The sequence below is a fragment of the Nocardia sp. NPDC005746 genome (genome assembly GCF_040630785.1).
GTDB lineage: Bacteria > Actinomycetota > Actinomycetes > Mycobacteriales > Mycobacteriaceae > Nocardia.
Window position 1 is genome coordinate 96,258 of record NZ_JBEXYE010000003.1, and the last position, 26,827, is coordinate 123,084.

A 26,827-nucleotide genomic window follows, 5' to 3' on the forward strand; every position below is an offset into this window, starting at 1 on the left:
ACTGTCACAGACAATTTTCGCTTTGGATCTACCGAGCGGTCAGTTTATGAGTTAGCGTTCGCGATGTAACCGTGACCACATCGCACAGTGGCCTGTGTCTCCGGTCACTGTCGGTCGAGCACGCGAGAAGACGGGGGTACCGCGATGGGGCGGTTCACGAGTATCCGGCGGTCCAAGGCCGCCGCGGTGCTGGCGGTGACGCTGATGGGGGCGGCCGTGCTGCCCATGCACGGGGCGTCGGCGGATCTGCAGTCCGATATCGCCAATCAGGTGCAGCAGTTCCTGGATGTCGGGCGGACGTCGGTGCCGCGCGCCGACTGCGGACCGGACTCGCTGCCGGAAACCGGTATGCAGGGCGACGTTCCGGCCGACGACCGCAACAGCGGGCGCAGCACGCTGGGGTATCGATGCAACATCTCGTTCGTCGGCGGGTACGTCGGCAAGGGGGCGGGCATCACTTCGACCACCTACGACCACTGCTCCTACACGGGGTCGCTGTTCCCGGGCAATATCCTCGGGCCCGCCCAGGGCGTGCAGGTGCTGGACGTGTCGGATCCGGCGAATCCGGTGGAGACCGGCAGCCTCACCGAGCCCGCCATGCTCGCGGGCACCTGGGAGTCGCTCAAGGTCAATGCCGAACGGAAACTGCTGGTGGGCACCGGTGTTCCGGTCGGCATCGGCGCGGGATTCCTGTCGGTGTACGACATCTCCGACTGCGCGCACCCGCGGCTGCTGAACCCGGGTCCGGGCACGAATCTGCTGATGCCGCTGCCGATCACGACCCACGAGGGCGGCTTCTCCACCGACGGGCGCACCTATTGGGCCTCGGGCATCGCCCCCGGCTTCGTCAGCGCCGTCGACCTGACCGATCCGACCAACCCGCACGTGATCTGGCAGGGCCTCACCGGCATCGAGGCGCACGGGTTCGGCATCAGCCCGGACGGCAACCGCATGTACCTGTCCGCCCTGGGCGGCTTCACCGTCCTCGACATCAGCGCCGTGCAACGCCGCGACCCGAATCCGCAGGTCCCGCACCTGGGCCGGGTGTTCTGGACCGACGGCTGGGCGACCCAGCACAGCATCCCGGTCACCTACGACGGCAAGCCCTATCTGTTCACCGTCGACGAGGGCGGCGCGGGCGGGGTGAAGCTCATCGACGTCTCCGACGACACCAATCCGTCGGTGGCGGCCAAGCTGAAGCTGGAGATCAACCTGCCCGAGAACCAGGATTCGGCGATGGCCTCGGCCATGGGCGGTTCGGTGTTCTCCTACGACGCCCACTACTGCGCCGCCGACCGCCCCAACGACCCGACCGCCCTGGCCTGCGCCTGGGAGGAGTCCGGCATCCGGGTGTTCGATGTGCGGGATCCGTTCCACATCAAGGAGATCGGCTACTTCAACCCGCCCGCCCGCAAGGGCCGCAACCTGGAGTTGTGGAACTCGCCGCACGCGCTGGCCTCGCTGATCGGCCCGCCGATCATGGAGTTCCCGTCCGCCGCGCGGGCGATGCTGGAGGGCAAGTTCGATCCGAACCAGGCGCTCTCGTCGCGCACCGGCATGCTGGCCTTCGGCGACCTGTCCACCGACTGGTGCTTCTCGCCGCCGGAGTGGCACGGCAACCAGTTGTGGGCCACCTGCAATGACAACGGGTTCATGGTGCTGCAGCTCGCCGACGATGTGTACACCCCGCCCGCCGACCAGCACTCCGTGGTGGGGTCGTGACGGAAAGCGCGACGCCACCGCGGGATCGGGTGCGGCGACCGCTCGCGATCGCCGTGCTCGCCCTCGTCCTGCTCGCCGCCGGGATGCTGCTGCGGCCCCTGGTGATTCCCGAGAGCCGTTCCGCCGCACCGGTGCTCAGCCCGGTCGAGATCGGTTTCAGTCAGGACATGTCCGCGCACCACGAGCAGGCCCTGATCATGGTGCAGCGCCTGGACTCCGGCGTCGACCCCATGGTTCGGCAGCTGGCCCAGCAGATCGCCGATGCCCAGCGCATGGAGATCGGCACCCTGCTCGGCTGGCTGCGCCTGGCCAACGCCGCACCGCGGTCCGCGCATCCGATGGCGTGGATGACCACGGATTCGGCGGCGGCGCACGATCATTCGGCGATGGCGGACGGCGCGTCCATGCCCGGCATGGCCACCCAGGCCGAACTCGACGCCCTCGCGACCGCCCGCGGCAAGGACGCCGAGGTGCTGTTCCTGCAGCTCATGCTGCGGCATCACCGCGGTGGTGTGGCCATGGCGAAGGCGGCCGATCAGCTGGTCTCCTCGGGTCCGGTGAAGGAGTCCGCGCGCGGCATGATCGCGTCGCAGTCGCAGGAAGCGGGCCTGATGACGATCATGCTCGCGCAGCGCAATGCCCAACCGCTGTCGTGAGATTCCCGACCGCCCCTCGCGGCCGCGTCGTGTGCTGTACTGACCGCATGATCGAATCCGGTGGGTCGACCGAGATCGTCGACGCGGTGGTCGAGCGGTCGCTGCTGGGCGGGCCGCGCCGGTACACCCGCACGCAGGTCGCCGCACTGTCCGGAGTGCCCGTCGAGCAGGCCCGGAAATTGTGGGTGGCCCTGGGTTTCCCGGCCGCCGCCAGTGACGACGAGGTGGCGTTCACCAACAACGACGTCGCCGCGGTCCGCGCTTTCGCGGCCCTGAGCGCGGCCTCGCTGACCAATGAGCAGAGCCAGGTCGCGGCCGCTCGCACCATGGGCCAGGCGATGGCGCGCCTGGCCGAATGGCAGGCCGATCTGATCACCCGCGAGGTCGGCGGCCGCCTCGCCGCCGACGACGGCACGACGCCCGAGGAAAGCCGTGACGCCACCGCGCACGCCATCGCGGTGCTGGCCGAACTGCACGAGTACGCCTGGCAGCGGCACCTGGCCGCGGCTCTGAGCCGCACCCACGAATCCGGCACCGCCACCAGGCCATTGCTGGTCGGGTTCGCGGACATGGTCGGCTACACCCGACTGTCGCGGCACCTGGACCCCGACGAACTCACCGAACTGCTCGACGCCTTCGAGACCACCACCACCGAGGTGATCACCGCCCACGGCGGCTGGGTCATCAAGAACGTCGGCGACGAAGTGATGTTCGCCGCCGAGCATCCGCGCGATGGCGCGCGCATCGGCTTGACCATGCACACGGCGATCGCCCGTGCGGCCCAGACGATTCCGGAGATGCCGCAGCTCCGCGTCGGCCTGGCCTACGGCCCGGTCCTGACCCGCTTCGGCGACCTCTACGGCACCGTCGTCAATGTCGCCGCCCGCCTCACCGGCGTGGCCCGCCCCGGCACGGTCCTCGCCGACGACGGCGCGGCCGCCCAACTCGACAGCGATCCCGACCTGACGCTGCGCCACCTGCGCAGCGTCCGCGTGAAAGGCATCTCCCGCCTGCGCTCCCACGTCGTCCGCGAGCGCAAGCGCCGATAGTCCCAGACGCCGCCAGGTCCGCCCCGGCCGCCCGTCCGGGCTGTCGCACCCGCCGCCGCCCGATCAGCCCGAGATCGATCGGCCGCCCCCTCATCGGCCGTCGCCCGCCCACGATTGTCCGCTGCCCCAACCCCGTCTCTCGCTGCCATACCGGCGGGCCGCTGCTCGGCGACGACCCCGCTGCTCGCGTCATCATCGGGGTGCGAAATCTCACGGCAGTGCGCGATCCCGGCCTGGGTATCGTCAGTTCTGACCGATCGGCCATGGCGGCCGGGAAAGGTGGGGCTTCGACGATGACCCACGCGCAAGCGCTCACCATCCCCGCGCACATCCACGGCTATCCGGAGATCGCGTTCGGTGGGTATCTCGCGGGCCTGCTGGCCGCCCAGTCGGGCGCGGACACCGTGCGCGTCGACTTCCGGCGCGCGGTCACCGTCGGCACCCCGATCCTGCTGTCGCGGCCCGAGCACGGCCACGCCGCGTTCACCGCCACCGACGACACTCTGCTGGTCGAGGCCGCGCCCACCGCACTCACCCTCGACCCGCGTCCCGCGCCGTCGTGGGCGGCGGCGAAATCGGCTGTCGAGCTCAGCTTGTCGGGCGATCGCACGGTCACCGACTGCTACGGCTGCGGGCTGGCCTGCGCGCCCGGCCTCGGATTGCGCCTGTTCCCGTCGGAACTGCCCGGACATGAGCAGATGGCCGCCGCCTGGACCCCCGATGCCGGGCTGGCCGACGAGTCCGGCGAACTCCCACCCGAGGTGGTCTGGTCGGCGCTCGACTGCCCCGGGGGTCGTGCCGCATTCGCCTTCTCCGGCATGGGTAGCGGCGCGTTCACCGCCGCCCTCAGCGCGACCCAGATCCGCCCGCTGTACGCCGGGGACGACTACATCTCCCATGCCTGGGTGGTGGGGCGCGAGGGCCGCAAACACACTGTCGGAGTGACACTCTCGACCGCGGACGGCGACCTGTGCGCCGTCTCCGAGGCCCTCTGGATCGAGCCCCGGCAGGGCTGATCCGGCACCCGCCGGCCGCGAACGCCACGAAATTCATCACCGCGGTCGAACTACTCCTCTCGACCTACATCGACACCTACGTCCGCACCATCGACGAACCCGCCCCCGCCGGCTGATCGCCGAGTGGCGCATCCTGGAGGGAATTCGTCCGAATCGCCCGCCAGGATGTGCCACTCGATGGGTAGTCAGAGGTTGGCGATGGTGTGCTCGAGGCGGTCGGCGACCAGCCGGCGGGCCTTTTCGCGCAGGATCGGCCGATAGCCGCTGGGGTACACCGGATCCGCGGGGGCGTAGGCCTTCAGGACCTCCTTGGCCAAGGTGATCTTGTGGACCTCGGTCGGTCCGTCCGCGATGGCCATGATCTGCGCGTAGGTCATCATGTCGGTGAACGGCAGGTCGGTGCTGACGCCGAGGGCGCCGTGCAGGTGCATGGCCCGCTGGGCGATGTCGTGCATGACCTTCGGCATGGCGACCTTGATGGCGGCGATGTCGTGGCGCACCTTGCGGTAGTCCTGCTCCTGGTCGATGCGCCAGGCGGTGCGCAGCACCAGCAGCCGGAACTGCTCCATCTCGATCCAGGATTCGGCGATCTTCTCCTGTGTCATCTGCTTGCCGCCGAGATTGCCCTTGCCCATGGGGCGGGACACGGCGCGCTCGCACATCATGTCGAAGGCCTTGCGCACCAATGCGACCGTGCGCATGGCGTGGTGGACGCGGCCGCCGCCCAGACGTGTCTGGGCCACGATGAATCCGAGCCCCTCCGCACCCAGCAGCGAGTCCGCGGGGACGCGGACATCGGTGAACCGCAGGTGCCCTTCGTGTTCGCTGAATCCGGGCACCGTGAAGTTCTTCACGATCTCCAGGCCGGGGGTGTCGGCGGGCACGATGAACATCGACAGCCGCTGATGCGGCGGCGCGTCCGGGTCGGTCACCGCCATGACGATGTGGAAGGTGGCGAATTCGGCGGCGGAGTTGAACCACTTCTCGCCGTTGATGACCCACTCGTCGCCCGCGCGCACCGCGCGGGTCTGGAACGCCGTCGGATCCGACCCGCCGGTCGGCTCGGTCATGACGTAGCAGGACCCGATCTCGCCGTCGAGCAATGGCCGCAGGTACTTCGCCTTCTGCTCGGGCGTGCCGAAGTGCGCGAGGATCTCGGCGTTCCCGGAATCCGGCGCCTGACAGCCGAACACCAGCGGCGCCCACTGCGAGGTCCCGAGCACCTCGTTGAGCAGCGCCAGCTTCACCTGACCGTAGCCGGGGCCGCCGAGTTCCGGCCCCAGGTGGCAGGCCCACAGCTGCTGCTCCTTCACCTTCTCCTGCAGCGGCTGCATGAGCGCCCGGATCTCCGGGTTGGTGCGGTCGTACGGGTTCGGGTAGATCAGGTCGAGGGGTTCCACCTCGGTCCGGACGAACTCCGCGACCCAGTCCAGTTTCTTCTGATACTCCGGATCGGTGCCGAAATCCCAAGCCATGGTCAGCCTTTCGTGGTCTTGCGCGGTTGGATGAGTCCGTCCAGGACGGTGGTGCAGAGGATGCCGGCGATCTCGTCGGGCGTGTGCTGCCCGCCGGGCCGGTACCAGAAGGTCACCGAATTGAGCATGCCGAGCACGCCATTGGTGACCACGTGGTCGGCGGTGCGCAGCACGCCCGCCGCGGTGCCCGCGTCGATGACCTGCTGCCACAGGTTCTGGATGCGGTCGCGCAGGTCCTGGAGTTCGCGCGCCCGGTCACCGCTGAGCGCGGACACGTCGCGCAGCTGGATGGCGACCGCGGCGCGGTTCTCGATGATCATGACCACGTGCGAGTGGATCAGCCTGCGCAGCTTGGTGACCGGATGGTCGGGGCCGTGCGCGATCTGCTCGGCCTCGCCCAGCATGAGCCGGGTGTAGTCGCCGAGGATCTGCCAGAGCAGCTCTTCCTTGGACCCGATGTGGTAGTACAACGCCCCGCGCTGCACCCCGGCACGATCCCCGATCTCGGCGACGCCGGTGCCGTGGAAGCCCTTCTCCGCGAACAACTCCAGCGCGGCGGCCACGATCCGCTCCCTCGTCTCCCCCGGCCCGGCCGCGGCGGCGGGCGGGCGGCCGCGGCGGCGGGCCGGCACGGCGGCGGTCACCGGAATCCACCGTCCAGGGCGAGGGTCGCGCCGGTGCAGTAGGCGGAGGCGTCGGAGGCGAAGAACAGCGCCGCCCCGACGATGTCGGCGGGAACGCCGAGGCGGCCGAGCGCGGTGTGCCGCGCGAGTTCGGTGCGCATCTCCGCGGGCCACGCCTGGGCGATATCGGTGTCGAAGGGCCCGCAGCGAATCGTGTTGACCCGCACCGCCGGTCCGTAGGTGTGAGCGAAACCCCCGGTCAGCGCCTCGAGCCCGGCCTTCGCGGCCGCGTACGGCACCGCGAGCGGTTCGGGGTGAGCGGCTTCGACCGAAGATATATTCACGATCGATCCCCCGCCCGCCGCCGCCATGCGCGCGCCGATGAGCGCCGAAAGCCGGAACGGCCCCTTCAGATTGGTGGCGATCACCTTGTCGAACATGGCCTCGGAAACCTGGTCCAGGCTGGGATAGAGCAGCGACATCCCGGCGTTGTTCACCAAGACGTCGACACGCCCGAACTCCGCATGGACTGCCTCGGCGAGCGACTCGCACTGCCCCCAATCGCCCACATTGCAGGCCACGGCCAGGGCGCGCCGCCCTGTGGCGTCGCGCACTTCCCGCGCCAGTTCCTCGCACGCGTCGAGCTTGCGGCTGGCGATCACGACCTCGGATCCGGCGGCCGCGAACGCGCGCACCATCTCCCGCCCGAGCCCGCGGCTGCCGCCTGTTACCACAGAGACCTTGCCCGACAAGGCTTTTCCCATGAATCGCACCTTCACGTCGCGCCCCCGGAAAATGTTCCAACCAGTACATTAAATGTACCGATCGATACAATCAACCCCCATCGGCCGAGGCCCGCACCACGAGGGCCGGGGAATACCGCCCAGTAACCGCGAGTAATATGACGGGCGTACTTTTTCCACCCGGCTTCTCGAAATGAGGCAATAGATGACAGAGCGGATTCAGGTCGGCGGGCTGCAGGTTGCCAAGGTGCTCCACGATTTCGTGGAGAACGAGGCCCTCCCCGGCACCGGAGTTGATTCCGCCGCGTTCTGGTCGGGTGCCGAGGCCGTCATCAATGACCTCGCCCCCCGCAACCGCGCACTGCTGGCGGAACGCGACGACATCCAAGCCAAGATCGACGAGTGGCACCGCGCGAACCCGGGCGCAGGCTACGACAAGGCTGCCTACAAGCAGTTCCTCACCGAGATCGGCTATCTCCGTCCCGAACCGGCCGACTTCCAGATCGGCACCGAGAACGTGGACGCCGAAATCGCCACCCAGGCGGGACCGCAGCTGGTCGTGCCGGTGATGAACGCCCGCTTCGCCATCAATGCCGCGAACGCGCGCTGGGGCTCGCTCTACGACGCCCTGTACGGCACCGACGCCATCTCCGAGGCCAACGGCGCGGAGAAGGGCTCGGGCTACAACAAGGTCCGCGGTGACAAGGTCATCGAGTGGGCCCGCAACTTCCTCGACGACGCGGTGCCGCTGATCACCGGCTCGCACGTCGGCTCCACCAAGTACTCGATCGAGGACGGCGAGCTCGTGGTCGGCCTCGAGGACGGCACCGAGATCGGCCTGGCCGACAACGATGCCCTCGTCGGCTACCTGGGCGACCCGGCCAACCCGACTTCGGTGCTGCTGAAGCACAACGGGCTGCACATCGAGATCCAGATCGACCCGTCCTCCCCCATCGGCTCCACCGACACCGCCGGTGTCAAGGACCTGGTGCTGGAGTCCGCGGTCACCACGATCATGGACTTCGAGGACTCGGTCGCGGCCGTGGACGCCGAGGACAAGGTCCTCTGCTACCACAACTGGCTGGGCCTGATGAAGGGCGATCTGGCCGAGACGGTCACCAAGGTCGGCAAGACCTTCACCCGCACCATGAACCCCGACCGCGTCTACACCGCGATCGATGGCGGCGAGCTCGTGCTGCACGGCCGTTCGCTGCTGTTCGTGCGCAACGTCGGTCACCTCATGACCTCCGACGCGATCCTCGACGGCCAGGGCAACGAGATCCCCGAGGGCATCATGGACGGCCTGATCACCGTTCTGATCGCCAAGCACGCCCTCAACGCCGCCGGCGACGAGACCGCGCTGCGCAACACCCGCACCGGCTCGATCTACATCGTGAAGCCGAAGATGCACGGCCCGGACGAGGTGGCTTTCACCAACGAGCTGTTCGGCCGTATCGAAGAGGTCGTGGGCCTGCCGGTCAACACCCTCAAGGTCGGCATCATGGACGAGGAGCGCCGCACCACGGTGAACCTGAAGGCGTCCATCTTCGCCGCCAAGGACCGCGTGGTGTTCATCAACACCGGCTTCCTGGACCGCACCGGCGACGAGATCCACACCTCCATGGAGGCCGGGCCGATGGTCCGCAAGGCCGAGATGAAGGGCCAGCAGTGGATCAAGTCCTACGAGGACTGGAACGTCGACACCGGTCTGGCCACCGGCCTGCCCGGCAAGGCGCAGATCGGTAAGGGCATGTGGGCCATGCCGGATCTGATGGCCGAGATGCTCGTCCAGAAGATCGGCCACCCGAAGTCCGGCGCCAACACCGCCTGGGTGCCCTCGCCCACCGCCGCCACCCTGCACGCCACCCACTACCACCTGGTGGACGTGTTCAAGCGGCAGGCCGAGATCGCCAAGGGCGGCCCGCGCGCCACCGTCGACGAGATCCTCGAGATCCCGCTCGCCCCGAACACCGACTGGTCCGCCGAGGAGATCCAGCAGGAGCTGGACAACAACTCGCAGGGCATCCTCGGCTACGTGGTGCGCTGGATCGACCAGGGCGTCGGCTGCTCGAAGGTGCCCGACATCAAGGACATCGGCCTCATGGAGGACCGCGCCACCCTGCGTATCTCCAGCCAGCTGATGGCCAACTGGCTGCGCCACGGCATCGTCACCGAGGCCGACGTGATCGCCTCGCTCGAGCGCATGGCCCCCGTCGTCGACCGCCAGAACGCCGGCGACTCGTCGTACTTCGCCATGGCTCCGGACTTCAACGCCTCCATCGCCTTCCAGGCGGCGAAGGAACTGGTCCTCGAGGGCACCACCCAGCCCAACGGCTACACCGAGCCGATCCTGCACCGCCGCCGCCGCGAGGCCAAGGCGTTCAACAAGAGCGTGTAGGGATCAGCCGCTTCGGCGCATGACACGGAATCCCCGGTCGACCACGGTCGACCGGGGATTCCCCTTTTCCCGGGCCTGCCCCCGGAATCCGGGGCAGCCGGGCCAGGTGTGAAAAGCATTGATTCCAAATATGATCCGGCGATGATCAACTCCTCGCGGATCGCTCGTGCCAGGCTGCTCGGCGCGCCGGCGCTCGCGCTGCCATTGCTGTTGACCCCGACCGCCCATGCCGCCATCGACAATTTCGGCGTCGATTGCGGGACACCCGCGGTGCCCTGCCACGTATCGATCACAACCAAGGGGGCCGACCGGCTCAGCCCGGTGACCTTGACGGTCAACGGCACCGTTATCGGTCAGGACACCCCGTACACCAGTGCAGACGGGCTCAATGGGTTCGCGCAGATCACCTGGACCCCACCGGCCGTGGGCGCGTACACCTTGACGGTCACCCAGGGCGTCTCCTCGCGTTCGGTCAATGTGAGCATCTGCCCGAAGAATCCGTCGACTTATCCCGACATCTCGTTCTCGCCGGGATCCGCCGTGTCGAGCGCGTGCGGCATCATCGGCAGCGCTGTGAACTCCGGCTCCGCGTCAGGTTCGGCGGCTGCCGTGCTGCCGATCTTCAGCGGCTCCGCGGGCAGGTGATCGCGCATCGACTTCTTTTGAGCTGCAACGGAATCCCCGGTCGGCCCTCGTCGACCGGGGATTCCCCATTTCGGAGCGGGTCGGATACGCTGCGCAGCGTCAATCACCCCGAGCATGAGGATTTATCGATGGGTTCTGCCGTTCTCGAGATCGTCAATGTCATCCTGACCCACGTCAACGCGACCGTGTCGTGGTTCACCTCGGGCTCGGCGGGCCCGATCCCGCTGTAAGACCGCGCGGACGACAGCGCGAACCCCTCCACCGTACGGACGGCGGAGGGGTTCGGGCGTTTTCGGATCAGAGGGCGGCGGAGGCGGTGGCGAATTCGCCGGCGGAGGCCAAGGCGGCGTCCTCCTCGACCTCGTGCGGGGTCAGGCGGCGGCCGGTGTGGCCGAGGCCGAAGCCGGCCAGCAGCGCTGCCACCGCGAAGAAGGCCGCGCCCGTCAGGAAGGCGATGCGGTAGGCGCCTTCGGCCGGGAGCGCGATCACCGCACCGTTGGGCAGGGCGTGGCCGAGGGTGTCGCTGGTGAGGATGGTGACGACCAGTGCGCTGCCGATCGCGCCGCCGACGGTGCGCATGATCGAGTTGATCGAGTTGGCGATGCCGGTCTCGTGCGGCGCCACATTGGCGACCAGGAGAGCGGGCATGGCGGCGTAGGCGATGGCGATGGCGGCGTTCGCGATGATCAGTGCGACAACGACTTCCGAGCTGGTCGTGTGCAGCAGCGCCAGAGCGGTGAGTGCGAACAGGCCGATGACGCTGGCGAGCAACAGGACGTAGCGTGCCCCGATCCGCCCGACCAGGCGGCCGGCGATCGGGCCCATCACGACCGAGACCACCGCACCCGGCAGCATGAAGGCCACGCTGGTGCGCAGTACCGAGGCGTCGAAACCGAAGCCCGCCAGCGCCCGCGGCGTCGCCACGAAGTAGGTCGCCCCGAGGAACACGCTGAACATCGCGAAACCGACGCAGAAGCTGGCCAGATTGGTCACCGCGACCGGGCGATGCGCCAGCAGCGAGGTCGCCACCAGCGGCGAACGCAGCTTGGACTGCAGCACCAGGAACCCGGCCAGCACGACCACCGCGGCGATGAACAGTCCGATCACCCGGGCACTGCCCCAACCCCATTCGTGGCCTTGGGAAATCGGCAGCAGCAAGCAGACCAGACCGACACCGAGGACGGCGGCGCCCACATAGTCGACGCGACCGCCCTGGCCCGCGCGCCGCGGCAGGGTGAAGAACGCCAGCGCCAGCACCACCACCGTCAGCACGACGCACAGCCAGAAGATGCGGCGGTAATCCGCGCCGCCCTGCGTCAGCAGACCCGTGGCCACCAGCGCTACACCGCTGCCCACGCCCAGCGTGGACGCGGTGACGGCCAGCGCACCGGTCAGGCGCTCGGCGGGAAGTTCATGGCGCAGCACGCTGATCGCGAGCGGGAACAGTCCGAAACTGGCCCCCTGCAAGGCCCTTCCGACGATGAGTAGATCGATGCTGTGCGCCGAGGCCGCGATCAAGCTGCCGGCCAGCGTCACCGCCAGCGTCGCCAGGATGACCGGCTTGTGTCCGTAGACATCACCCAATCGCCCGAGCAGTGGCGTCAGCGCCGAGGCGGCCAGCATGGTCGCGGTCGTGACCCATCCGACGGTGGTCGCCGAGACGCCGAGCTGCATACCGATCTGCGGCAGCGCGGGCACCGGCAGGGTCTGGGCCATGGCCAGAAGGAACACGGTGCTGGCCATGGTCAGCACGATCGCGGTCGGCGAGGGGGAACGCCGATGCTCGAGCGGGGAGGTCATTCGTGAAACCCTACGACGGAATCGACACAGTGTCGATTATGATAGACGCCACGTCCATTGCAGGAATGGAACTCGAATAGGGTGAACGCATGGCGCAGCAGGGCGGACGCAAGGTGAACCAGACCCGTGTCACGACCGAAGGACTGCGCCGCCGCGGCGCCGTGTCGAAGGGTGATCAGCGCGAGGCCGAGATCCTCGACGCGACCCGCCGGCTGCTGACCGAGAAGCCGATGGCCAACGTGACCGTCGACGACATCACCACCGCGACAGGCATTTCGCGCACCAGCTTCTACTTCTATTTCCCGTCCAAACACGCGGTTCTCGCGCGCCTGATGGAGGACGTGAGCGACGGTTACGCCAAGACCCACGTCTGGCTGCCGTCCGCCGGCCCGCAGCGCGAACTCCTGCGCACCCAACTCGCGGGGACGGCCGCGATCTGGCACGACAACAGCACGATCCTGGTCTGCTCACTGGAGGGGTACGACAACAACTACCCGCCACTGACCGAATTCATCGCCACCATCCAGAACCGATTCACCAGCGCGCTGGCCGCCAAGATCGAGCGCGACCGCGCGGCCGGCCTCGCTCCCGAGGGCATCGACTCGGCGACGCTGGCGACTCTCGTCACCCTGATGCGCGACGGCCGGCTGTCGCAGTTGTCCGCGGCGCCCCCGAACGAGGTGGCTCGCGGCCTCGACGACCTCACCGAAGCGATCCTGCGCCTGATCTACGGCCGACTGGACTGACCCGCCCGATAGATGCCCCGTATGGCATCTATCAGGACCACGGCCCCGCGCCTGTCCGCCGACCTTGCTGATTCACCTGTGCGCCCGGCAGTGTCATGGCCGGAGCCGATCGGGCGTTTTCCGAGTCAGCTGACCACGATGACCGATTTGCCGCGCGAGTGGCCGGCGGCCAGGTGTGTGATGGCGGCGGGCGCTTCGGACAGGGCGTAGGTGCGGTCGATGTGCGGGACGACCGCGCCCGCGGTCGCGAGTTCGGCGAGCATGGCCAGGGCTTCGGGCTTGGGCAGGGCCAGCAGGGCGCGCAGACGCTGCCGTCCGAAGGGCGAGAGCAACTCGGCGCGCACCGAACGGCCCAGGCCGCCGAAGAAGCGGCCGCCGCCCTCACCACCGCCGAGGACCAGGGTGCCGGTCTCGGTCAGCAGGGAGCGCAACAACGCCAGCGGGCGGTTTCCGGCCATATCGAGGATGAGGTCGTAACGGCCGCTGAGCTTTTCGGTCCGGTAGTCGATGACATGATCCGCGCCGAGCCCGGTAACGAAGCCCGCGGACGCGCCCGAGCACACACCGGTCACCTCCGCGCCGTAGTGCTTGGCCAGCTGGACCGCCAGGTGACCGACACCGCCGGAGGCGCCGATGATCAGCACGCGCTGGCCGGCTTCGATGCGGCCCGCGTCGCGCAAGCCGGTGAGTGCGGTCGTACCCGAGATCGGCAGCGCCGCAGCCTGTTCGAAGCTCAGGTTCGCGGGCTTGCGTTGCAGCTTGGCCGCGGGGGCGGCGGCGAATTCGGCGAACGAACCGGGGACCGTCCCGAAGACCTCGTCTCCGGGCTCGAATGCGGTGACCTGCGGGCCGACCGCTTCGACGATGCCCGCGACGTCCCAGCCGCGCACTCGCTCCCGGGGTCTGCGAGGGCCCAGCGCGAGCCGGGCGACCAGCGGTTCGCCGGTCATCATGTGCCAGACGCTGGGGTCCACACCCGCGGCCCGGACCCGGACGAGAACCCCGTCCGGACCCGCCTGCGGGGTGGGAATGTCACTGTAGGACAACACATCAACGGTGCCGTAGGCGTCCTGGGTGATAGCTTTCACGACTCATCCTCTTCCGGATATTCGAAGATCTCGTCCAGCGGTGCGCAGAACACCCGGGCGATCTGGAACGCCATCTCCAGCGACGGCGAGTATTTGCCCTGTTCGATGGCGTTGACGGTCTGTCGGGTCACGCCGAGCCGGTCGGCCAGCTCGGCCTGGGTCATCTCGCCGTGCGAGAACCGCAGGGCGCGAATGTTGTTGGTGACCTTCGTGGGTTTCACCATGGCCGCATCCCCCGCCGATAGGCCTCCAGCTTGGCGGCCGCGCCGACGACCGCGGACAGCGTGAATCCGAGGTAGATGACATTGGCGATCCAGAAGGTGTCACCGTCGGCCAGGGCCAGCACCAGCGCCGCGATGGCGCCGAGAACGACGAATGCTTGGCCGACATGCGTTCCGCGCAGGTCGATTTCACGGTCGCGCTGATCGCGCCGGTCGCGATCGCGGGACCCGATAGCGACGGCGATGGTAGCCACGATCGAGGCCGCGATGGAACCCCCGATCGCCCACAGCATCGGCGCGACATAGGCGACCTCGACCAGCGCCGCGTGCCGCGCCCGCACCAGCACGACGATCAGGTAGATCGCGTACGAGACGACGGCCACGACACCCAGGATCCAGGTTCGCTTTTCCTCGTAAGGCATGCGATCAGTGTAAAGAAAACACGACAGCATGTACAGAATTCTTTACATTGTCGCGAAACAGCCTTCGCCGCAACCGATTCCATCCGCTAATGTCGGAACCATGGCCGATCTCGAAGCCCTGGACCGTATCGAATCGCTCGGTCCGGAATTCTTCGCCGACCCGCACGCCCACTACCGCCGCTGGCGCGAGGACGGGCCGGTGCGGCAGGTGCGATTCCCGGACGGGATCGTGCGGTGGGTCGTGCTGGACTACGCGGCCGGGCGGGCCGCGTTGAACGATCCGCGATTGCGCAAGGCGGCGGCGGTCAACGACGAGCTGCTCAGCCGGAAACGCGGTGTGCCACCGTCGGACCCGAAGCAGTTGGCGGTGCTGACCCACATGCTGAGCACCGACCCGCCGGGGCATACGCGCCTGCGGAAGCTGGTGACCCGGGCGTTCACGCCGCGGCGGGTCGCCGAGCTGGCGCCTCGGATCGAGGAGATCACCGATGGGCTGCTGGACGCGCTGGCGGGCCGGGACGAGGTGGATCTGCTGCACGAGTTCGCGGAACCGCTGCCGATCACGGTGATCTGCGAGCTGCTCGGGGTGCCGCTCGGGGATCGCGACGATTTCCAGGAGTGGACTCGGGCGCTCGTCGCGGTGGCGGGGCTGGAGGAGAATCGGGCCAGTGCCGCGGCGGCCATGGCGGACTACCTGACCGGGCTGGTGCGGGCGAAACGGGAGCAGCCCGAATCGGATCTGCTGTCGGCGCTGGTGCTGCCGGCCGACGACGGCGACACCCTGACCGAGACCGAACTGGTCGGAATGGCCACGCTGCTGTTGATCGCAGGCCACGACACCACCGTGAACCTGATCGCCAACGGCACCCTCGCACTGCTGCGCAATCCGGAACAGTTGCGCGCCTTGCAGACCGATCCGGAGGCGATTCCCGCCGCCATCGAGGAGTTCCTGCGCTTCGACGGGCCGGTGAACATGAGCACCGTCCGCCACACCGCCGAACCGGTCACCATCGCCGGAACCGACATTCCCGCAGGCGAATTCGTCTTCGTCGCACTCCCCGCCGCCAACCGCGACCCGGAGCGCTACCAGGAGCCCGACGCCCTGGACCCGACCCGCGACACCGGCGGCCATCTGGCCTTCGGCCACGGCATCCACTTCTGCGTCGGCGCCCCCCTGGCCCGCCTGGAAGCGCGAGTCGCCTTCTCGGCCTTGCTCTCCCGATTCCCGGATCTGTGTCTGGCGCGCCCGGCGCAGGAGCTGGAATGGCATCCGAGCACCCTCATGCACGGCCTGAAGGAGCTTCCCGTCCAGCTCTAGGCCCGCGCATCCACCCGGAGCCGGGATGTGCCACGACTCGCCCACGGCGAGAGCGACGTGCGTCACAAAACTGGTCGGTCGACCAGGGCTAATAAGTGGCGAATACCAAGGCAAGCTGAGAAAACGCCGTCAAACGTCCGAGACAGAACAAACCGAGTGGTCACCTTTCGATAAAAGTCCGCCTTCCGAAACCGTTCGATGCGTTAACGTCACTCAGGCCGTACTGGTGGGACCGCATTTTCGGACGATGTGGAGGTGTCGCAAGAATGGTCGGGACAGCAACGCCGGTGAGAAAAAGCCAGCGATTGGCTGAGTGGTTCGATGCGGTCAAACGGTCCCCGTCGACATCCACATTATTTGCTATTGGTTTGCTGTCTTTAATGCCCGCACTCCTGACCAGTGGTCCCGTCCTGGCGGCCGCCGCGATCTGGTACCACAGCGGCCGCAGCCTCGGGGCCGGCGTGACGCTGTTCTTCGCGACGCTCATCCTGATGGCGATGTTCGCCATTTCGGCGCTGTTCCTCGGCGCGGCCTGGCGCCGCACCCGCACCACCCCGATGCCGGCCGACGTGCAGGGTTGATCCCGCCGCGAAGAGAACGAGCTGCCTCATGAACGTAGTCGTTGTTCCTTCCGTCAACCGCCCGATCGCGCTGCTGCCCTGCAGGCAGATCACGCTCAGCTTCCAGGCCGAGCAGACCCGATTACGCGACACCGCCCAGCGGCTCGCCCAGCTGTGCCACCGCCGCTGGCTGGGCCGCTCCGACTTCGAGATGTTCCCGCCGCTGCACCGCTGGGGCGCGGTCCCCAGTCTGCCGCTGCCCCAAGGCCTCCCGACGCCACACAGCCTGATCAGCGCGGCGGCTCGGGGCGCACATCTGACAGCGTCCACCCCGGTCGAGTTCCTGGCCGCCGCGATCATGCTGTCGACGGGCTGCCCGGCCGCCGCGACCATCGACCAGCTCGCCCCCACGCCGGGACCGAGCCGGACCGCGCAACTGCTGAGCCTGTCGATCCTCGCCATGGCCGAGGACGACACCACACTGGCCGTCGATCTCGCGGCCACGGCCATCGCCGTCTCCGGCGGGCGGATCGCGCAGCGGCGTGAGGACTGGATTCCACTCGACGACCAGCTGCCCGTCGAGCACACCGGGGCCCACGGCTCGGTGGCCGGTCCGGCACCCGCCGCCTGATATCGCACGACCCCCGCGCGCCGCGTCAGAGCCCGAAGACGCGGCGCGCGTTGCCGTCCAGGTACAGCTCGCGGGTCTCCTCGTCCAGGCCCAGAGCGTCCAGACCGTCGAGGGCGTGCTGGGGCAGGATCATCGGATAGTTGGTGCCGAACAGCACCTTGCGTCGCCCGCTCGCGGACTTCAGATACGAGACGAGTTCGGGCGGCAGCCTTTTCGTGGTGTAGGCCGAGGTGTCGATCACCACGTTCTCATGTTTGCGAGCCACCGCGATCATCTCCTCGGTCCACGGATAGCCGATGTGACCGCACACAATGGTCAGCTCCGGGAAGTCCAGGGCGACGCGGTCGATATACGGAATCGGGCGGCCCGGCTCCGAGGGCCGCAGCGGACCGGTGTGCCCGACCTGCGTGCAGAACGGGATCCCGAGGTCCACGCAGGCGGCGTAGAGCGGATAGAAGCGGGCATCGGTCGGCGGCACCTCCCACAACCACGGCAGCACGCGGACCGCCACGAAGCCCTCGTCGCGGACCCGATGCCGCAGCTCGCGCACCGATTCCATGGGCCTCCGCAGGTCCACCGAAGCCACGGCGGTCAAGCGGTCCGGGGCCTCGGCCACCCACGCGGCGACCTCGTCATTGGAGATGAGCGTGCCCTCCGGCGCGCACCACGCCGAGATGAGCGCCCGGTCGACGCCCGCCGCGTCCATCGCCGCCAGCGTCGCCTGCAACGGGATCTCCCCGGTGGGGATCGCTCCCCCGGTCCACCGCCGCAGCGAATCGAAGATGTCGCGCGCGAGAAAACGCTCCGTCGGATGCTGAGCCCAAGCGTCGATCGTCACGTTTCCAGTGTGGGGAACAAACGGCCGTCGCGGATCGTTCTCCATGCACCGGGGGCGAAAATAATCAGCCGACAACGCAGCGTCGTTGTGCCACCATGTGATTCATCGAAGATCAGCCGACCGACACGGTCGTGACCAGCAGGAAGGGGGAGACGGCTTTGAATCCGAGTATCGACGAACAGTACCGGGGCTTCGGCCGTCTCCGGGCCCATTCGTAACCGGCCGACTCCCTTTTCCGCTCGATCCCTTTCACGAAACATGGTGACCCCCATGCTGTTCCGTCATGCCGAAGACCCGGAGATAACCACCGACAATTGGATACACGCCGGAGTGCTGCTGCTCAACGCCTCCTACGAGGCGCTGACCACGATCCGCGCCGAGCGCGCGGTGGTGCTACTGCTCGGCGGGGCCGCCGAGACCGTCGCCGAACGGCAGCCGCACTTCCCGATCCGCTCGCGGCACGTGGAGGTGGCGCTGCCGGAGACCATCCGGCTCACCCGCTACGTCTACCTCGAGCACCGGATCCTGACGCACGACGACCACAGCCGCGCCACCCTCCCCGCGGTGCTGCGCCGCGACCGGTACCGCTGCGGGTACTGCTCCGGCTGGGCCCGCACCGTGGACCACATCCGCCCGCGGTCGAGGGGCGGGCCCAATACCTGGGCCAACCTGATCGCCGCGTGCGGTCCCTGCAATACGTACAAGGCGGACCGGACTCCCGCGGAGGCCGGCATGCGCCTGCTGTGGGAGCCCAAGGCCCCCCAAGACAGAGAACGGGCCCAGCGCCAGATCTGGAAGGAACTGGCCGCGTCCTGACTCGACGCACGAAACACACCCATCACGCGTGATCGGACATGAAAGGAGCGAGATCCGATGACGAACACCGCACTGCAGGAGCAGACCCTGGCGGATCTGCTCCCCATCTCCGACTCGAAGGACTACTGGGCGCGCGCGGCCTGCAAGGGTGACCCGAACCACGAGGCGTGGTTCCCGTACCCGTCGCAGGACTTCGACTACGCCCGCGGCATCTGCGCGGGCTGCCCGATCCGCCGCGAATGCGGTGACTTCGCGGCCCGCACCGGCCAGTCCGGTGTCTGGGGCGGGCACGAGTACGACCGCGGCAAGATGATCCGCGACTGACCCGACGCTCGGGACTCGGGCCTCCGCCTCCCCGCGGCCGGGCTTCGCCCCGCACTCTCGGGGACGGCGGGGCGCTGCCCCCGAACCCCCGATGTGGGGGTCGGCAGCTCGGGCGGCCATCTCGGTGATCCGAGGTGGCCGCCCGTTTTCGTGCCGGTCGCGGGATGGGCGTTACCGGCTGGAACAGGTGGGGTGGTGGGCGTCAACATAGGATGGGCGCTCGTGGGTACTCATCGCGCCGCGGGCGGGTCACGAGGTGTCAGCAAAGGACCGGTTATCGCAGTCGTCGCGGTGATTGTGCTAGGGCTGGCCGTCGTCGGCTGGGCATGGTTGTCGGATCGGTCGAAGCAGAACGACAGCCGGGCCGCGTCGTCGTGTGTGGAGGGGACCGCCACGCTGGCGGTGACCGTCGACCCGGACATTCTGACGCCGGTGAAGGCCGCCGCGGATCGGTTCAATGCCACCGCGCCGCATGTGCGCGATCACTGCGCTCAGGTGGCGGTGACCGCGCAGCCGTCGGCGGCGATGGTGGCGGCGTTCGTCGCGAACAAGTGGGACCCGGCGTTGGGGCCGCAGCCCGCGCTCTGGATTCCGCAGTCCTCGCGATCGGTCGAGCAGATGCGGGTGCCGGGCTTGATCGCGGGCACTCCGGCCCCGGTCGCGGTGAGCCCGGTGGTGCTGGCCGTGCCCGAGGAGCTGCGCCACGCCCTCGATACCTCGAAGGCGCACTGGGCGGATCTGGCCAGGTTGCAGACCGGTTCGCTGGCCGATGCCGGGCTGCCCGCGTGGGGCAAGCTGCGCCTGGCCATGCCCGGCGGTGACGCGACGGTCGCTGTCGCGGCCGCGGTCGGTTCGGGTGTCTCCGGCACCGATCCGCTCGACGAGAAGGCGGTCGCCACCGGACAGGTCGTCTCCGCGATCTCCGGTCTGGCCGCGAGCGCGCCCGCCGTGCAGGACGCCGCGAGCGCGCTCGCGGATCTCGCCGGTGCGCCCGATGCCGCCGGGCCGGTGCACGCCGTGCCCGCCACCGAGCAGCAGATTCGCGCGCACGCGGGACTCGTCGCCTTCCGGCCCGACGACGCGGGCCCGGTCGCCGATTTCCCGGCCGCACAGCTCACCGGCCGCTGGGTCGACCAGACCCAGAACCTCATCGCCGGCCTGTTCGCCGACTTCCTGCGCGCCCCCGACCAGTCGAAACTGTTCACCGACAACGGTTTCGGCGCGGCCGCCCCCGCGACCACGAAGGCGCCGTCGAAACCCGTCCTGGACAAGGTGAATCAGATCCTCGCGCACCCGGTGCTCGGCGTGCAGGCGACCGTCCTGCTCGACGTCTCCTCGTCCATGTCCACCGCCGAGGGCTTCGGCACCCGGCTCGGCAATGCCGTGGCCGCGCTGTCGTCCACCATGACCGTGATGCCGCCGGAGTTCGGGCTCGGCGTGTGGGAGTACTCCAAGAACCTCGACGGCGCGAACGCGCACAAGGTGGTGACCCCGACCGCGCCGCTGACCGACGCCCAGCGCAACGCCCTCGCCCAGGGCCTGACCACGGTGACCGCGAGCCAGTCCAAGCAGGACCGCACCTATCCCACCCTGGAGGCGGCCTACAAGAGCGTGCTCGCCAACTACGCCGCCGCCCGCACCAATTCGATCCTGCTCATCACCGACGGCCCCGAGGACGACTCTCCCGTCACCGGTGACCAGCTGCTCGCCGATATCGCGGCCGCGACCGATCCGGCGCATCCGGTGCGCATCGACGTGATCGTGGTCGGCGGAGCGGGCACCCAGACCCTGCAAACGCTCACCCAGCGCACCGGCGGCACCTACACGAAAGTCGGCACCACCGCGGATCTGCCGTTCGGCACGGCGGTCTCGCAGGCGCTGACGACGCCCTGACCCAGCGGGCGGATCCGTGCCGGGCAACAGCACGGCAACACATGGCCGTAATGTCCGGATCCGCCAGCTAACTCGTGGCATATTCGGCGGATGACACACAGTACGGGTCCCGAACCCACATTGAAGCAGGGCCTGGCCGCCGGAACGACCATCGGTGCCGGCATTCTGCTGCTCGTCATCGGCGTGCTCTCGGTCCTGCAGGGCATTTCCGCGGTGGCGTCGGACGACCTGCTGGTCGTCGGCTACGACTACATCTACAAGATGAACACCACCGGCTGGGGCTGGATCCACATCGGCGTCGGCATCATTCAGATCATCGTGTCGATCGGCCTGCTGAAGGGCTCCACCTGGGGCCGCACCGCCGCCCTCGTGCTGGCGGCTCTGTCCATCGTGGAGAACTTCCTCTGGATCCCCTACTACCCGGCCTGGTCGCTGCTCATCATCGCCCTCGACGTCGTGGTGATCTGGGCGATCTCCACCTACAAGCCGGTCCACGCCTGACCCGTTTCACCCCTGCGCCACCACGACGAGCGCCCCATCGGTTCCGTGAACCGATGGGGCGCTTGCCTGTTCAGCTACGGCGAATCACTCGGCGTCGGTGTAGGAGTCCATCGGCGGGCAGGAGCAGACCAGGTTGCGGTCGCCGTAGGCGCCGTCGATGCGGCGGACGGACGGCCAGACCTTGGCGCGGGTGTGCTTGACGCCCATCGGGTAGACGGCGGTTTCGCGGGTGTAGGGGTGGTCCCAGTCGCCGACCAGGCATTCGGCGGTGTGGGGGGCGCCGCGGAGGGGGTTGTCCTCGACGGGCCAGACACCGGCTTCGACCTGGTCGATCTCGCCCTTGATGGCGATCATGGCCGCGATGAAAGCATCGAGTTCTTCGAGGTTCTCGCTCTCGGTGGGCTCCACCATGAGGGTGCCCGCGACCGGGAAGCTCATGGTGGGGGCGTGGAAGCCGTAGTCCGCCAGGCGCTTGGCGACGTCGTCGACGGTGACGCCGGTGCGCTTGGTGATCTCGCGCAGGTCCAGGATGCACTCGTGGGCGACCATGCCGTTGTCGCCGGTGTAGAGGACCGGGAAGTGCGGGTCCAGCTTGCGCGCAATGTAATTGGCGGAGGCGATGGCGGTGAGGGTGGCGCGGCGAAGGCCGTCGGCGCCCATCATGCGGATGTAGGCCCAGGTGATCGGGAGGATCGACGCCGACCCGTACATGGCCGCCGACACCGCGTGCGAGCCCTTCACCAGCGGGTCGCCGGGCAGGTACTGGGCCAGGTGCTCGCGCACCGCGACCGGGCCGACGCCGGGACCGCCGCCGCCGTGCGGGATGCAGAAGGTCTTGTGCAGGTTCAGGTGGCTGACGTCGCCGCCGAACTTGCCCGGACGGGCCAGGCCGACCAGGGCATTGAGGTTCGCGCCGTCGACGTACACCTGGCCGCCCGCCTCGTGCACCAGGCCGCACAGTTCGGCCACCTCGTGCTCGTACACGCCGTGCGTGGACGGGTAGGTGATCATGATGCAGGCCAGCCGCTCGGCGTGATCGGCGATCTTGGCACGCAGGTCGTCGAGGTCGATATCGCCGTTGGGGCTGGTCTTCACGATCTCCACCCGCATGCCGACCATGGCCGCGGACGCGGCGTTGGTGCCGTGCGCGCTGGACGGGATCAGGCACGTATCCCGGTGGGAGTCACCACGATCCAGGTGGTAGCGGCGGATCGCGAGCAGGCCCGCGTACTCACCCTGGCTACCGGCATTGGGCTGCAAGGAAACCCGGTCGTAGCCGGTGACCGCGCACAGCCACCCCTCGAGGTCCTCGATCAGCTTGATCAGGCCGGGCGCGTCCTCGACCGGCGCGTACGGGTGCACCCGGTTGAAGCCGGGCCAGGTGATGGCCTCCATCTCGGCGGCGGCGTTGAGCTTCATGGTGCAGGAGCCGAGCGGAATCATGCTGCGGTCCAACGCGATGTCCTTGTCCGAGAGCGTGCGCAGGTAGCGCAGCATGGCGGTCTCGGTGCGGTACTTGGTGAACGCGGGCGCGGTCAGGTACTCGGAGGTGCGGACCTCGATGTGCGGACGCTGCCTGCCGTGGAAGAGCGCGCCCTCGGGACCGACCGGGACCTCCGCGCCGAAGCAGTCGAGCACGGCGACCACGTGGGTGTCGGTGGTGACCTCGTCGCAGGCGATGGCCACGTGGTCGGCGTCGACGAGACGCAGGTTGATGCCCTCGCCCTTCGCCTTGGCCACGATGGATTCGGCGCCGCCGGGCACGTTCACCAGGACGGTGTCGAAGTAGGTCTGGTGCACGACCGCGTCGCCGAGACCGGCGGCCAGCCACTGCGCGTGTCCGTGCACACGGCGCGCGATCGACCGCAGCCCGTCGGCGCCGTGGTAGGAGGCGTACATGCCGGCCAGGATGGCCAGCAGCACCTGCGCGGTGCAGATGTTGGAGGTCGCCTTCTCGCGACGGATGTGCTGCTCACGGGTCTGCAGCGCGAGCCGGTAGGCCAGATTGCCGTCGGCGTCGACGGACACGCCGACCAGGCGGCCGGGCAGCTGCCGCGCGTGCGCGGTGTGCACGGCGAGGTAGCCCGCGTGCGGCCCGCCGAAGCCCAGCGGCACGCCGAAGCGCTGCGTGGTGCCGAAGCAGGCGTCCGCGCCCTGCTCGCCGGGCGGGGTGATCAGGGTCAGCGCGAGCAGGTCCGCGCCCACCGCGACCAGCGCGCCGCGCTCGTGGGCGGCCTCGATGACCGGGGCCCAGTCCACGACCCGGCCGGACGCGCCCGGCTGCTGCACGATCACGCCGAAGAAGTCGCCCTCGGGCAGCCCGCCGTCGGCCAGGTCGGCCTCCACGATCTCGATGCCCAGCGGCTCGGCGCGGGTGTAGAGCAGGGTGCGGGTCTGCGGGAACAGGTCGGTGTCGATGAGCAGCCGCTCCGACTTGGACTTGCGGTTGGCCCGCTGCAGCAGGGTCATGGCCTCGGCGGCGGCGGTGGCCTCGTCGAGCATGGACGCGTTGGCGACCTCCATGCCGGTGAGATCGCCGACCATGGTCTGGAAGTTGAGCAGCGCTTCGAGGCGGCCCTGGCTGATCTCGGGCTGGTAGGGCGTGTAGGCGGTGTACCAGGCCGGGTTCTCGACGAGGTTGCGCAGCAGCACCGGCGGGGTGAGGGTGTCGTAGTACCCGAGCCCGATCATGGAGGTGGCGACGGTGTTCGAATTGGCCAGTGCCGCAAGCTCGGCCAGCGCCTCGTGTTCGGAGACGGCGTCGGGCAGCACGGTGAGGCCATTGCCCTCGGGGGCGTCCAGGATGCTGGCGGGTACGGCCCTGGTGGCGAGTTCGTCCAGCGACTCGACGCCCACGGTCTCGAGGATGCGGCCGGTTTCGCCGCTGTCGGGGCCGATGTGGCGGTCGGCGAAGGATCGAGTCCAGATCACGGCTGCTCCAAGGGGTGGGCGGGGGTCGACCAGGGGGTCGACGTGTCGTCTGCCCTCCCCCTCTGTCCTCGATGCCTGAGAGATTCGGACCCCGGTCTGGCGACCGGTGACCTTTCACCATGGGCGGACGGCACGCGGCCATCACTTTCCAGAGGCGTCGAAACTCCGCACGGTCCCTTGTGCCTGAGAGATTGACGGGGAGGTGCTGCTCCTTCGGCGTCCGAGACTATCCCCGGAACTCTCCCGCACGGCTGCGACGCACTGTCAGTCTAAGCGGCCGCAGGTTACAAGAATGTTGCCGACCGGACTAACCGGTCTTGCTCATCCGCGCCTTGCGCCGGTACGAGAGCTCGTCCTCGGGGCGATCCGTGGTGGACGCGGTCTCCGCGCGCTCGGCCGGGAAGTTGGCGATGGCGCCGGTGAGCTCGCGCATGGCGCCGCTCACTGCGATGCCGAACACGCCCTGGCCACCCTGCAGTAAATCGACCACCTCTTCGGCGGAGGAGCATTCGTAGACCGTGGTCCCGTCGCTGAACAGGGTGATTCCGGCGAGATCCTCGACACCGCGACTGCGCAGGTGGTCCACGGCGATGCGGATGTTCTGTAGTGAGATGCCCGCGTCGAGCAGCCGCTTGACGATCTTGAGGACCAGGATGTCCTTGAACGAGTACAGCCGCTGGCTGCCGGATCCGGTGGCGCTGCGGATGGAGGGGACGACCAGTCCGGTGCGGGCCCAGTAGTCGAGCTGCCGGTAAGTGATTCCGGCCACCTGGCACGCGCTGGGCACGCGGTAACCGACGAGTTCGTCGGGCACCGTGTCATCGGGGAACAGCCCTGGCTGCACCACATCCCGAGGTTGCGGTTGATCTCCCACTGACTTACTCCCTTACTGCGCGCCTATCAGGGCTGGGCTCTTGATCGACTCTGGAGCGTTGGACTGACAATCGAGGCTACTCCCCTGATTGTGGCCGCAAAATCGGCACCGTAAAAGCATGGCCGAGTGCGTGTTTCTCACCCTAAAGCTGAGGTAGAGACTAGGAAATGTCTCATTTCGGATGCTTTGCCCGGTCAGCAGTTGGTCAGCTGTCCGTGGCCTTGAAATCATCCGGAGATACCGATTCGAGAAACTCCTTGAACTTCTCGACTTCGTCCTCGCGCTCGTCGGGCATGACCAGCCCGGCCTCCTCGAGCACCGGCTCCTCGGCATAGATCGGGCAGCCCACCCGCAACGCGATGGCGACCGAGTCCGAGGGCCGCGCCGAGATGCGCAGATCGTTCTCGAAGACCAGGTCGGCGTAGAAGGTGCCCTCCTGCAGATCCACGATCCGCACCTCTTTGAGGGTGTGACCCAGCTCCTTGATCAGGATCTTGATCAGGTCGTGGGTGAGCGGGCGGATGGGCGTGACGCCCTCCTGTTCCAGCACGATCGCGGTGGCCTCGGCCTGCCCGATCCAGATCGGTAGGTACCGGTCCCCGGACACCTCACGCAGTAGCAGCACGGGCTGATTCTGTGGCTGTTCGACACGGATGCCGATCACACGCATTTCGCTCATCGCACTGCCTCCCAGATCCTCACCAGGCCGCCCAACCCGGCTGTATTACCGAGTCTAGGCGAAGATTTCAGCCTCCGAGGGAAGCGCGCACCGAGGTCTTCACGAGGCAGGTGTGCAGCGTCAGCGACAGTGCGGCCAATTCCCGGACCGTCTCCTCGGCGCGAGCGCGGGCATCGGCGTCGCGGCTCTTGGCGATCGGCGCGGCGATCTGGGCCACCATGGCGGCCTCACGATCCGCGGCCAGCTTGAAGGCACGCAGATGCCTTGCCTCCAAACCGAATTCGCTCAGCGCCTTGGCGGTGCGAGCGAGAGTGACGGCATCGCCGTCGAAGTACCCGGCCCCGCCGGGGGTGATCAGATTGGCCCGGATCAGTTCGGTGAGGAACTTCTCGTCGATGCCGGCCTGATCGAGCAGATCCGCCCGAGTGATCCGGATTTCGTGGTCGAACCGGAGTTCCTCGGCCGACACCTCACCGGGCACGGCGTTCAACCGGCGTAGCCGGCCGCCCCCGTTGGCGGACAAGGCATCCGGGGTTTCCGGAATACCTCGGGATTCGGGCACGATGCCTCCCACGGCGTTCGCCCGGGCCCGTGCTTCCCGGACTCCGAGCGTCGCCGCCCCACTGTCGATCGCTTCGAGCTGTTCCTTGATCACCTTCAACGGCAGGTACTGGTCCCGCTGCGCGGTCAGCACGAAGCGCAGGCGCTCGACATCCGCCACATGGAAGCGGCGGTATCCCGAGGGCGTGCGCTCCGGGCTGATCAGGCCCTCCGATTCCAGGAATCGGATCTTGGAGATGGTGATGTCCGGAAAATCCGGACGCAGGAGATCCAGCACGGAGCCGATCGACATGCCTC

General features: G+C 68.3%; 26 protein-coding genes and 1 riboswitch. Of the genes, 14 read left to right on the plus strand and 12 right to left on the minus strand.

The genetic code is table 11. The features are described 5' to 3' along the window. Positions 1 to 144: 144 nt before the first annotated feature. The 4 genes from ABZ412_RS07090 to ABZ412_RS07105 all read left to right on the plus strand — a co-directional run bounded on the left by ABZ412_RS07090 (position 145) and on the right by ABZ412_RS07105 (position 4,443). Positions 145 to 1,722: a hypothetical protein gene (locus ABZ412_RS07090; RefSeq protein WP_357277374.1), complete on the plus strand. Its 1,578-nt coding sequence runs from the start codon at positions 145 to 147 to the stop codon at positions 1,720 to 1,722. Positions 1,723 to 1,805: 83 nt separating this feature from the next. After that, the gene (locus ABZ412_RS07095) at positions 1,806 to 2,378 is read left to right on the plus strand and encodes a DUF305 domain-containing protein (RefSeq protein WP_357278130.1); all 573 of its coding nucleotides are present in this window, start codon (positions 1,806 to 1,808) and stop codon (positions 2,376 to 2,378) included. A gap of 47 nt (positions 2,379 to 2,425) precedes the next feature. Next, positions 2,426 to 3,427: an adenylate/guanylate cyclase domain-containing protein gene (locus ABZ412_RS07100; RefSeq protein ID WP_357277376.1), complete on the plus strand. Its 1,002-nt coding sequence runs from the start codon at positions 2,426 to 2,428 to the stop codon at positions 3,425 to 3,427. Positions 3,428 to 3,720: 293 nt separating this feature from the next. Further along, positions 3,721 to 4,443, plus strand: coding sequence for a hypothetical protein (locus ABZ412_RS07105; protein WP_357277378.1), 723 nt, complete (start codon positions 3,721 to 3,723; stop codon positions 4,441 to 4,443). A 185-nt stretch (positions 4,444 to 4,628) separates the two neighbouring features. Here the strand turns inward: ABZ412_RS07105 and ABZ412_RS07110 are convergent, their stop codons facing one another. The 3 genes from ABZ412_RS07110 to ABZ412_RS07120 are packed head-to-tail and all read right to left on the minus strand — an operon-like array spanning position 4,629 to position 7,305. Then, positions 4,629 to 5,918 carry an acyl-CoA dehydrogenase family protein gene (locus ABZ412_RS07110; protein ID WP_357277381.1) on the minus strand — a complete coding sequence of 430 codons (1,290 nt, stop codon included), beginning with the start codon at positions 5,916 to 5,918 and terminating at the stop codon, positions 4,629 to 4,631. A gap of 2 nt (positions 5,919 to 5,920) precedes the next feature. Further along, complete coding sequence (locus tag ABZ412_RS07115) at positions 5,921 to 6,562, minus strand: TetR/AcrR family transcriptional regulator (protein ID WP_357277384.1); 642 nt, start codon at positions 6,560 to 6,562, stop codon at positions 5,921 to 5,923. Continuing rightward, positions 6,559 to 7,305 (minus strand): glucose 1-dehydrogenase, encoded by a 747-nt coding sequence (locus tag ABZ412_RS07120; protein ID WP_357277386.1) that lies wholly within the window; start codon positions 7,303 to 7,305, stop codon positions 6,559 to 6,561. The genes ABZ412_RS07115 and ABZ412_RS07120 overlap by 4 nt, the downstream gene beginning before the upstream one ends. Before the next feature lie 184 nt (positions 7,306 to 7,489). Here ABZ412_RS07120 and ABZ412_RS07125 point away from each other — a divergent pair, with 184 nt between their 5' ends. Together ABZ412_RS07125 and ABZ412_RS07130 are read left to right on the plus strand one after the other, a co-directional pair. Further along, on the plus strand, positions 7,490 to 9,682 hold the full coding sequence (locus ABZ412_RS07125) for a malate synthase G (protein ID WP_357277388.1): 2,193 nt from the start codon (positions 7,490 to 7,492) through the stop codon (positions 9,680 to 9,682). A gap of 141 nt (positions 9,683 to 9,823) precedes the next feature. After that, positions 9,824 to 10,327, plus strand: coding sequence for a hypothetical protein (locus ABZ412_RS07130; RefSeq protein WP_357277391.1), 504 nt, complete (start codon positions 9,824 to 9,826; stop codon positions 10,325 to 10,327). A gap of 297 nt (positions 10,328 to 10,624) precedes the next feature. On the opposite strand, the gene ABZ412_RS07135 is transcribed toward ABZ412_RS07130, so the two are convergent. Further along, positions 10,625 to 12,127: an MFS transporter gene (locus ABZ412_RS07135; RefSeq protein WP_357277393.1), complete on the minus strand. Its 1,503-nt coding sequence runs from the start codon at positions 12,125 to 12,127 to the stop codon at positions 10,625 to 10,627. Between the two features lie 89 nt (positions 12,128 to 12,216). On the opposite strand from ABZ412_RS07135, the gene ABZ412_RS07140 reads away from it, so the two are divergent. Next, positions 12,217 to 12,873, plus strand: coding sequence for a TetR/AcrR family transcriptional regulator (locus ABZ412_RS07140; protein ID WP_357277396.1), 657 nt, complete (start codon positions 12,217 to 12,219; stop codon positions 12,871 to 12,873). A gap of 125 nt (positions 12,874 to 12,998) precedes the next feature. Here ABZ412_RS07140 and ABZ412_RS07145 read toward each other — a convergent pair whose 3' ends face one another. From ABZ412_RS07145 to ABZ412_RS07155, 3 genes are read right to left on the minus strand one after another with little or no spacing between them, the layout of a single operon-like run. Continuing rightward, positions 12,999 to 13,961, minus strand: a complete 963-nt coding sequence (locus tag ABZ412_RS07145; RefSeq protein ID WP_357277398.1) for an NAD(P)-dependent alcohol dehydrogenase — start codon at positions 13,959 to 13,961, stop codon at positions 12,999 to 13,001. Then, the gene (locus ABZ412_RS07150) at positions 13,958 to 14,185 is read right to left on the minus strand and encodes a helix-turn-helix transcriptional regulator (protein WP_357277401.1); all 228 of its coding nucleotides are present in this window, start codon (positions 14,183 to 14,185) and stop codon (positions 13,958 to 13,960) included. The genes ABZ412_RS07145 and ABZ412_RS07150 overlap by 4 nt, the downstream gene beginning before the upstream one ends. Then, on the minus strand, positions 14,179 to 14,604 hold the full coding sequence (locus ABZ412_RS07155; protein ID WP_357277403.1) for a hypothetical protein: 426 nt from the start codon (positions 14,602 to 14,604) through the stop codon (positions 14,179 to 14,181). The genes ABZ412_RS07150 and ABZ412_RS07155 overlap by 7 nt, the downstream gene beginning before the upstream one ends. 100 nt (positions 14,605 to 14,704) lie before the next feature. Between ABZ412_RS07155 and ABZ412_RS07160 the strand changes: the two genes are divergently transcribed. From ABZ412_RS07160 to ABZ412_RS07170, 3 genes are all read left to right on the plus strand, one after another. After that, complete coding sequence (locus ABZ412_RS07160) at positions 14,705 to 15,922, plus strand: cytochrome P450 (RefSeq protein WP_357277406.1); 1,218 nt, start codon at positions 14,705 to 14,707, stop codon at positions 15,920 to 15,922. Between the two features lie 380 nt (positions 15,923 to 16,302). Beyond that, positions 16,303 to 16,503, plus strand: a complete 201-nt coding sequence (locus ABZ412_RS07165; protein WP_357277409.1) for a hypothetical protein — start codon at positions 16,303 to 16,305, stop codon at positions 16,501 to 16,503. A 28-nt stretch (positions 16,504 to 16,531) separates the two neighbouring features. Then, complete coding sequence (locus ABZ412_RS07170) at positions 16,532 to 17,113, plus strand: hypothetical protein (protein WP_357277411.1); 582 nt, start codon at positions 16,532 to 16,534, stop codon at positions 17,111 to 17,113. Positions 17,114 to 17,138: 25 nt separating this feature from the next. Here the strand turns inward: ABZ412_RS07170 and ABZ412_RS07175 are convergent, their stop codons facing one another. Further along, positions 17,139 to 17,951 carry an amidohydrolase family protein gene (locus tag ABZ412_RS07175; protein WP_357277414.1) on the minus strand — a complete coding sequence of 271 codons (813 nt, stop codon included), beginning with the start codon at positions 17,949 to 17,951 and terminating at the stop codon, positions 17,139 to 17,141. Between the two features lie 270 nt (positions 17,952 to 18,221). On the opposite strand from ABZ412_RS07175, the gene ABZ412_RS07180 reads away from it, so the two are divergent. From ABZ412_RS07180 to ABZ412_RS07195, 4 genes are all read left to right on the plus strand, one after another. Further along, a complete protein-coding gene (locus ABZ412_RS07180; RefSeq protein ID WP_357277417.1) occupies positions 18,222 to 18,767 on the plus strand; it encodes an HNH endonuclease in 546 nt (181 codons plus the stop codon). A 57-nt stretch (positions 18,768 to 18,824) separates the two neighbouring features. After that, positions 18,825 to 19,091 carry a WhiB family transcriptional regulator gene (locus ABZ412_RS07185; RefSeq protein ID WP_357277419.1) on the plus strand — a complete coding sequence of 89 codons (267 nt, stop codon included), beginning with the start codon at positions 18,825 to 18,827 and terminating at the stop codon, positions 19,089 to 19,091. Between the two features lie 291 nt (positions 19,092 to 19,382). After that, a complete protein-coding gene (locus tag ABZ412_RS07190; protein ID WP_357277422.1) occupies positions 19,383 to 20,984 on the plus strand; it encodes a substrate-binding domain-containing protein in 1,602 nt (533 codons plus the stop codon). Positions 20,985 to 21,074: 90 nt separating this feature from the next. Continuing rightward, a complete protein-coding gene (locus tag ABZ412_RS07195) occupies positions 21,075 to 21,485 on the plus strand; it encodes a hypothetical protein (RefSeq protein WP_357277424.1) in 411 nt (136 codons plus the stop codon). A gap of 84 nt (positions 21,486 to 21,569) precedes the next feature. Here ABZ412_RS07195 and gcvP read toward each other — a convergent pair whose 3' ends face one another. The 4 genes from gcvP to ABZ412_RS07215 all read right to left on the minus strand — a co-directional run bounded on the left by gcvP (position 21,570) and on the right by ABZ412_RS07215 (position 26,822). Next, positions 21,570 to 24,416 carry an aminomethyl-transferring glycine dehydrogenase gene (gene gcvP / locus ABZ412_RS07200; protein ID WP_357277427.1) on the minus strand — a complete coding sequence of 949 codons (2,847 nt, stop codon included), beginning with the start codon at positions 24,414 to 24,416 and terminating at the stop codon, positions 21,570 to 21,572. A 160-nt stretch (positions 24,417 to 24,576) separates the two neighbouring features. After that, positions 24,577 to 24,672, minus strand: a riboswitch (glycine riboswitch). 51 nt (positions 24,673 to 24,723) lie between these two features. Then, entirely contained in the window at positions 24,724 to 25,263 is a 540-nt protein-coding gene (locus tag ABZ412_RS07205) for a MerR family transcriptional regulator (protein ID WP_357277429.1), read from the minus strand. A gap of 232 nt (positions 25,264 to 25,495) precedes the next feature. Beyond that, positions 25,496 to 25,969, minus strand: a complete 474-nt coding sequence (locus tag ABZ412_RS07210) for a bifunctional nuclease family protein (RefSeq protein WP_040807814.1) — start codon at positions 25,967 to 25,969, stop codon at positions 25,496 to 25,498. A 67-nt stretch (positions 25,970 to 26,036) separates the two neighbouring features. Further along, the gene (locus tag ABZ412_RS07215) at positions 26,037 to 26,822 is read right to left on the minus strand and encodes a MerR family transcriptional regulator (RefSeq protein WP_357277432.1); all 786 of its coding nucleotides are present in this window, start codon (positions 26,820 to 26,822) and stop codon (positions 26,037 to 26,039) included. Between the last annotated feature and the right edge of the window lie 5 nt (positions 26,823 to 26,827).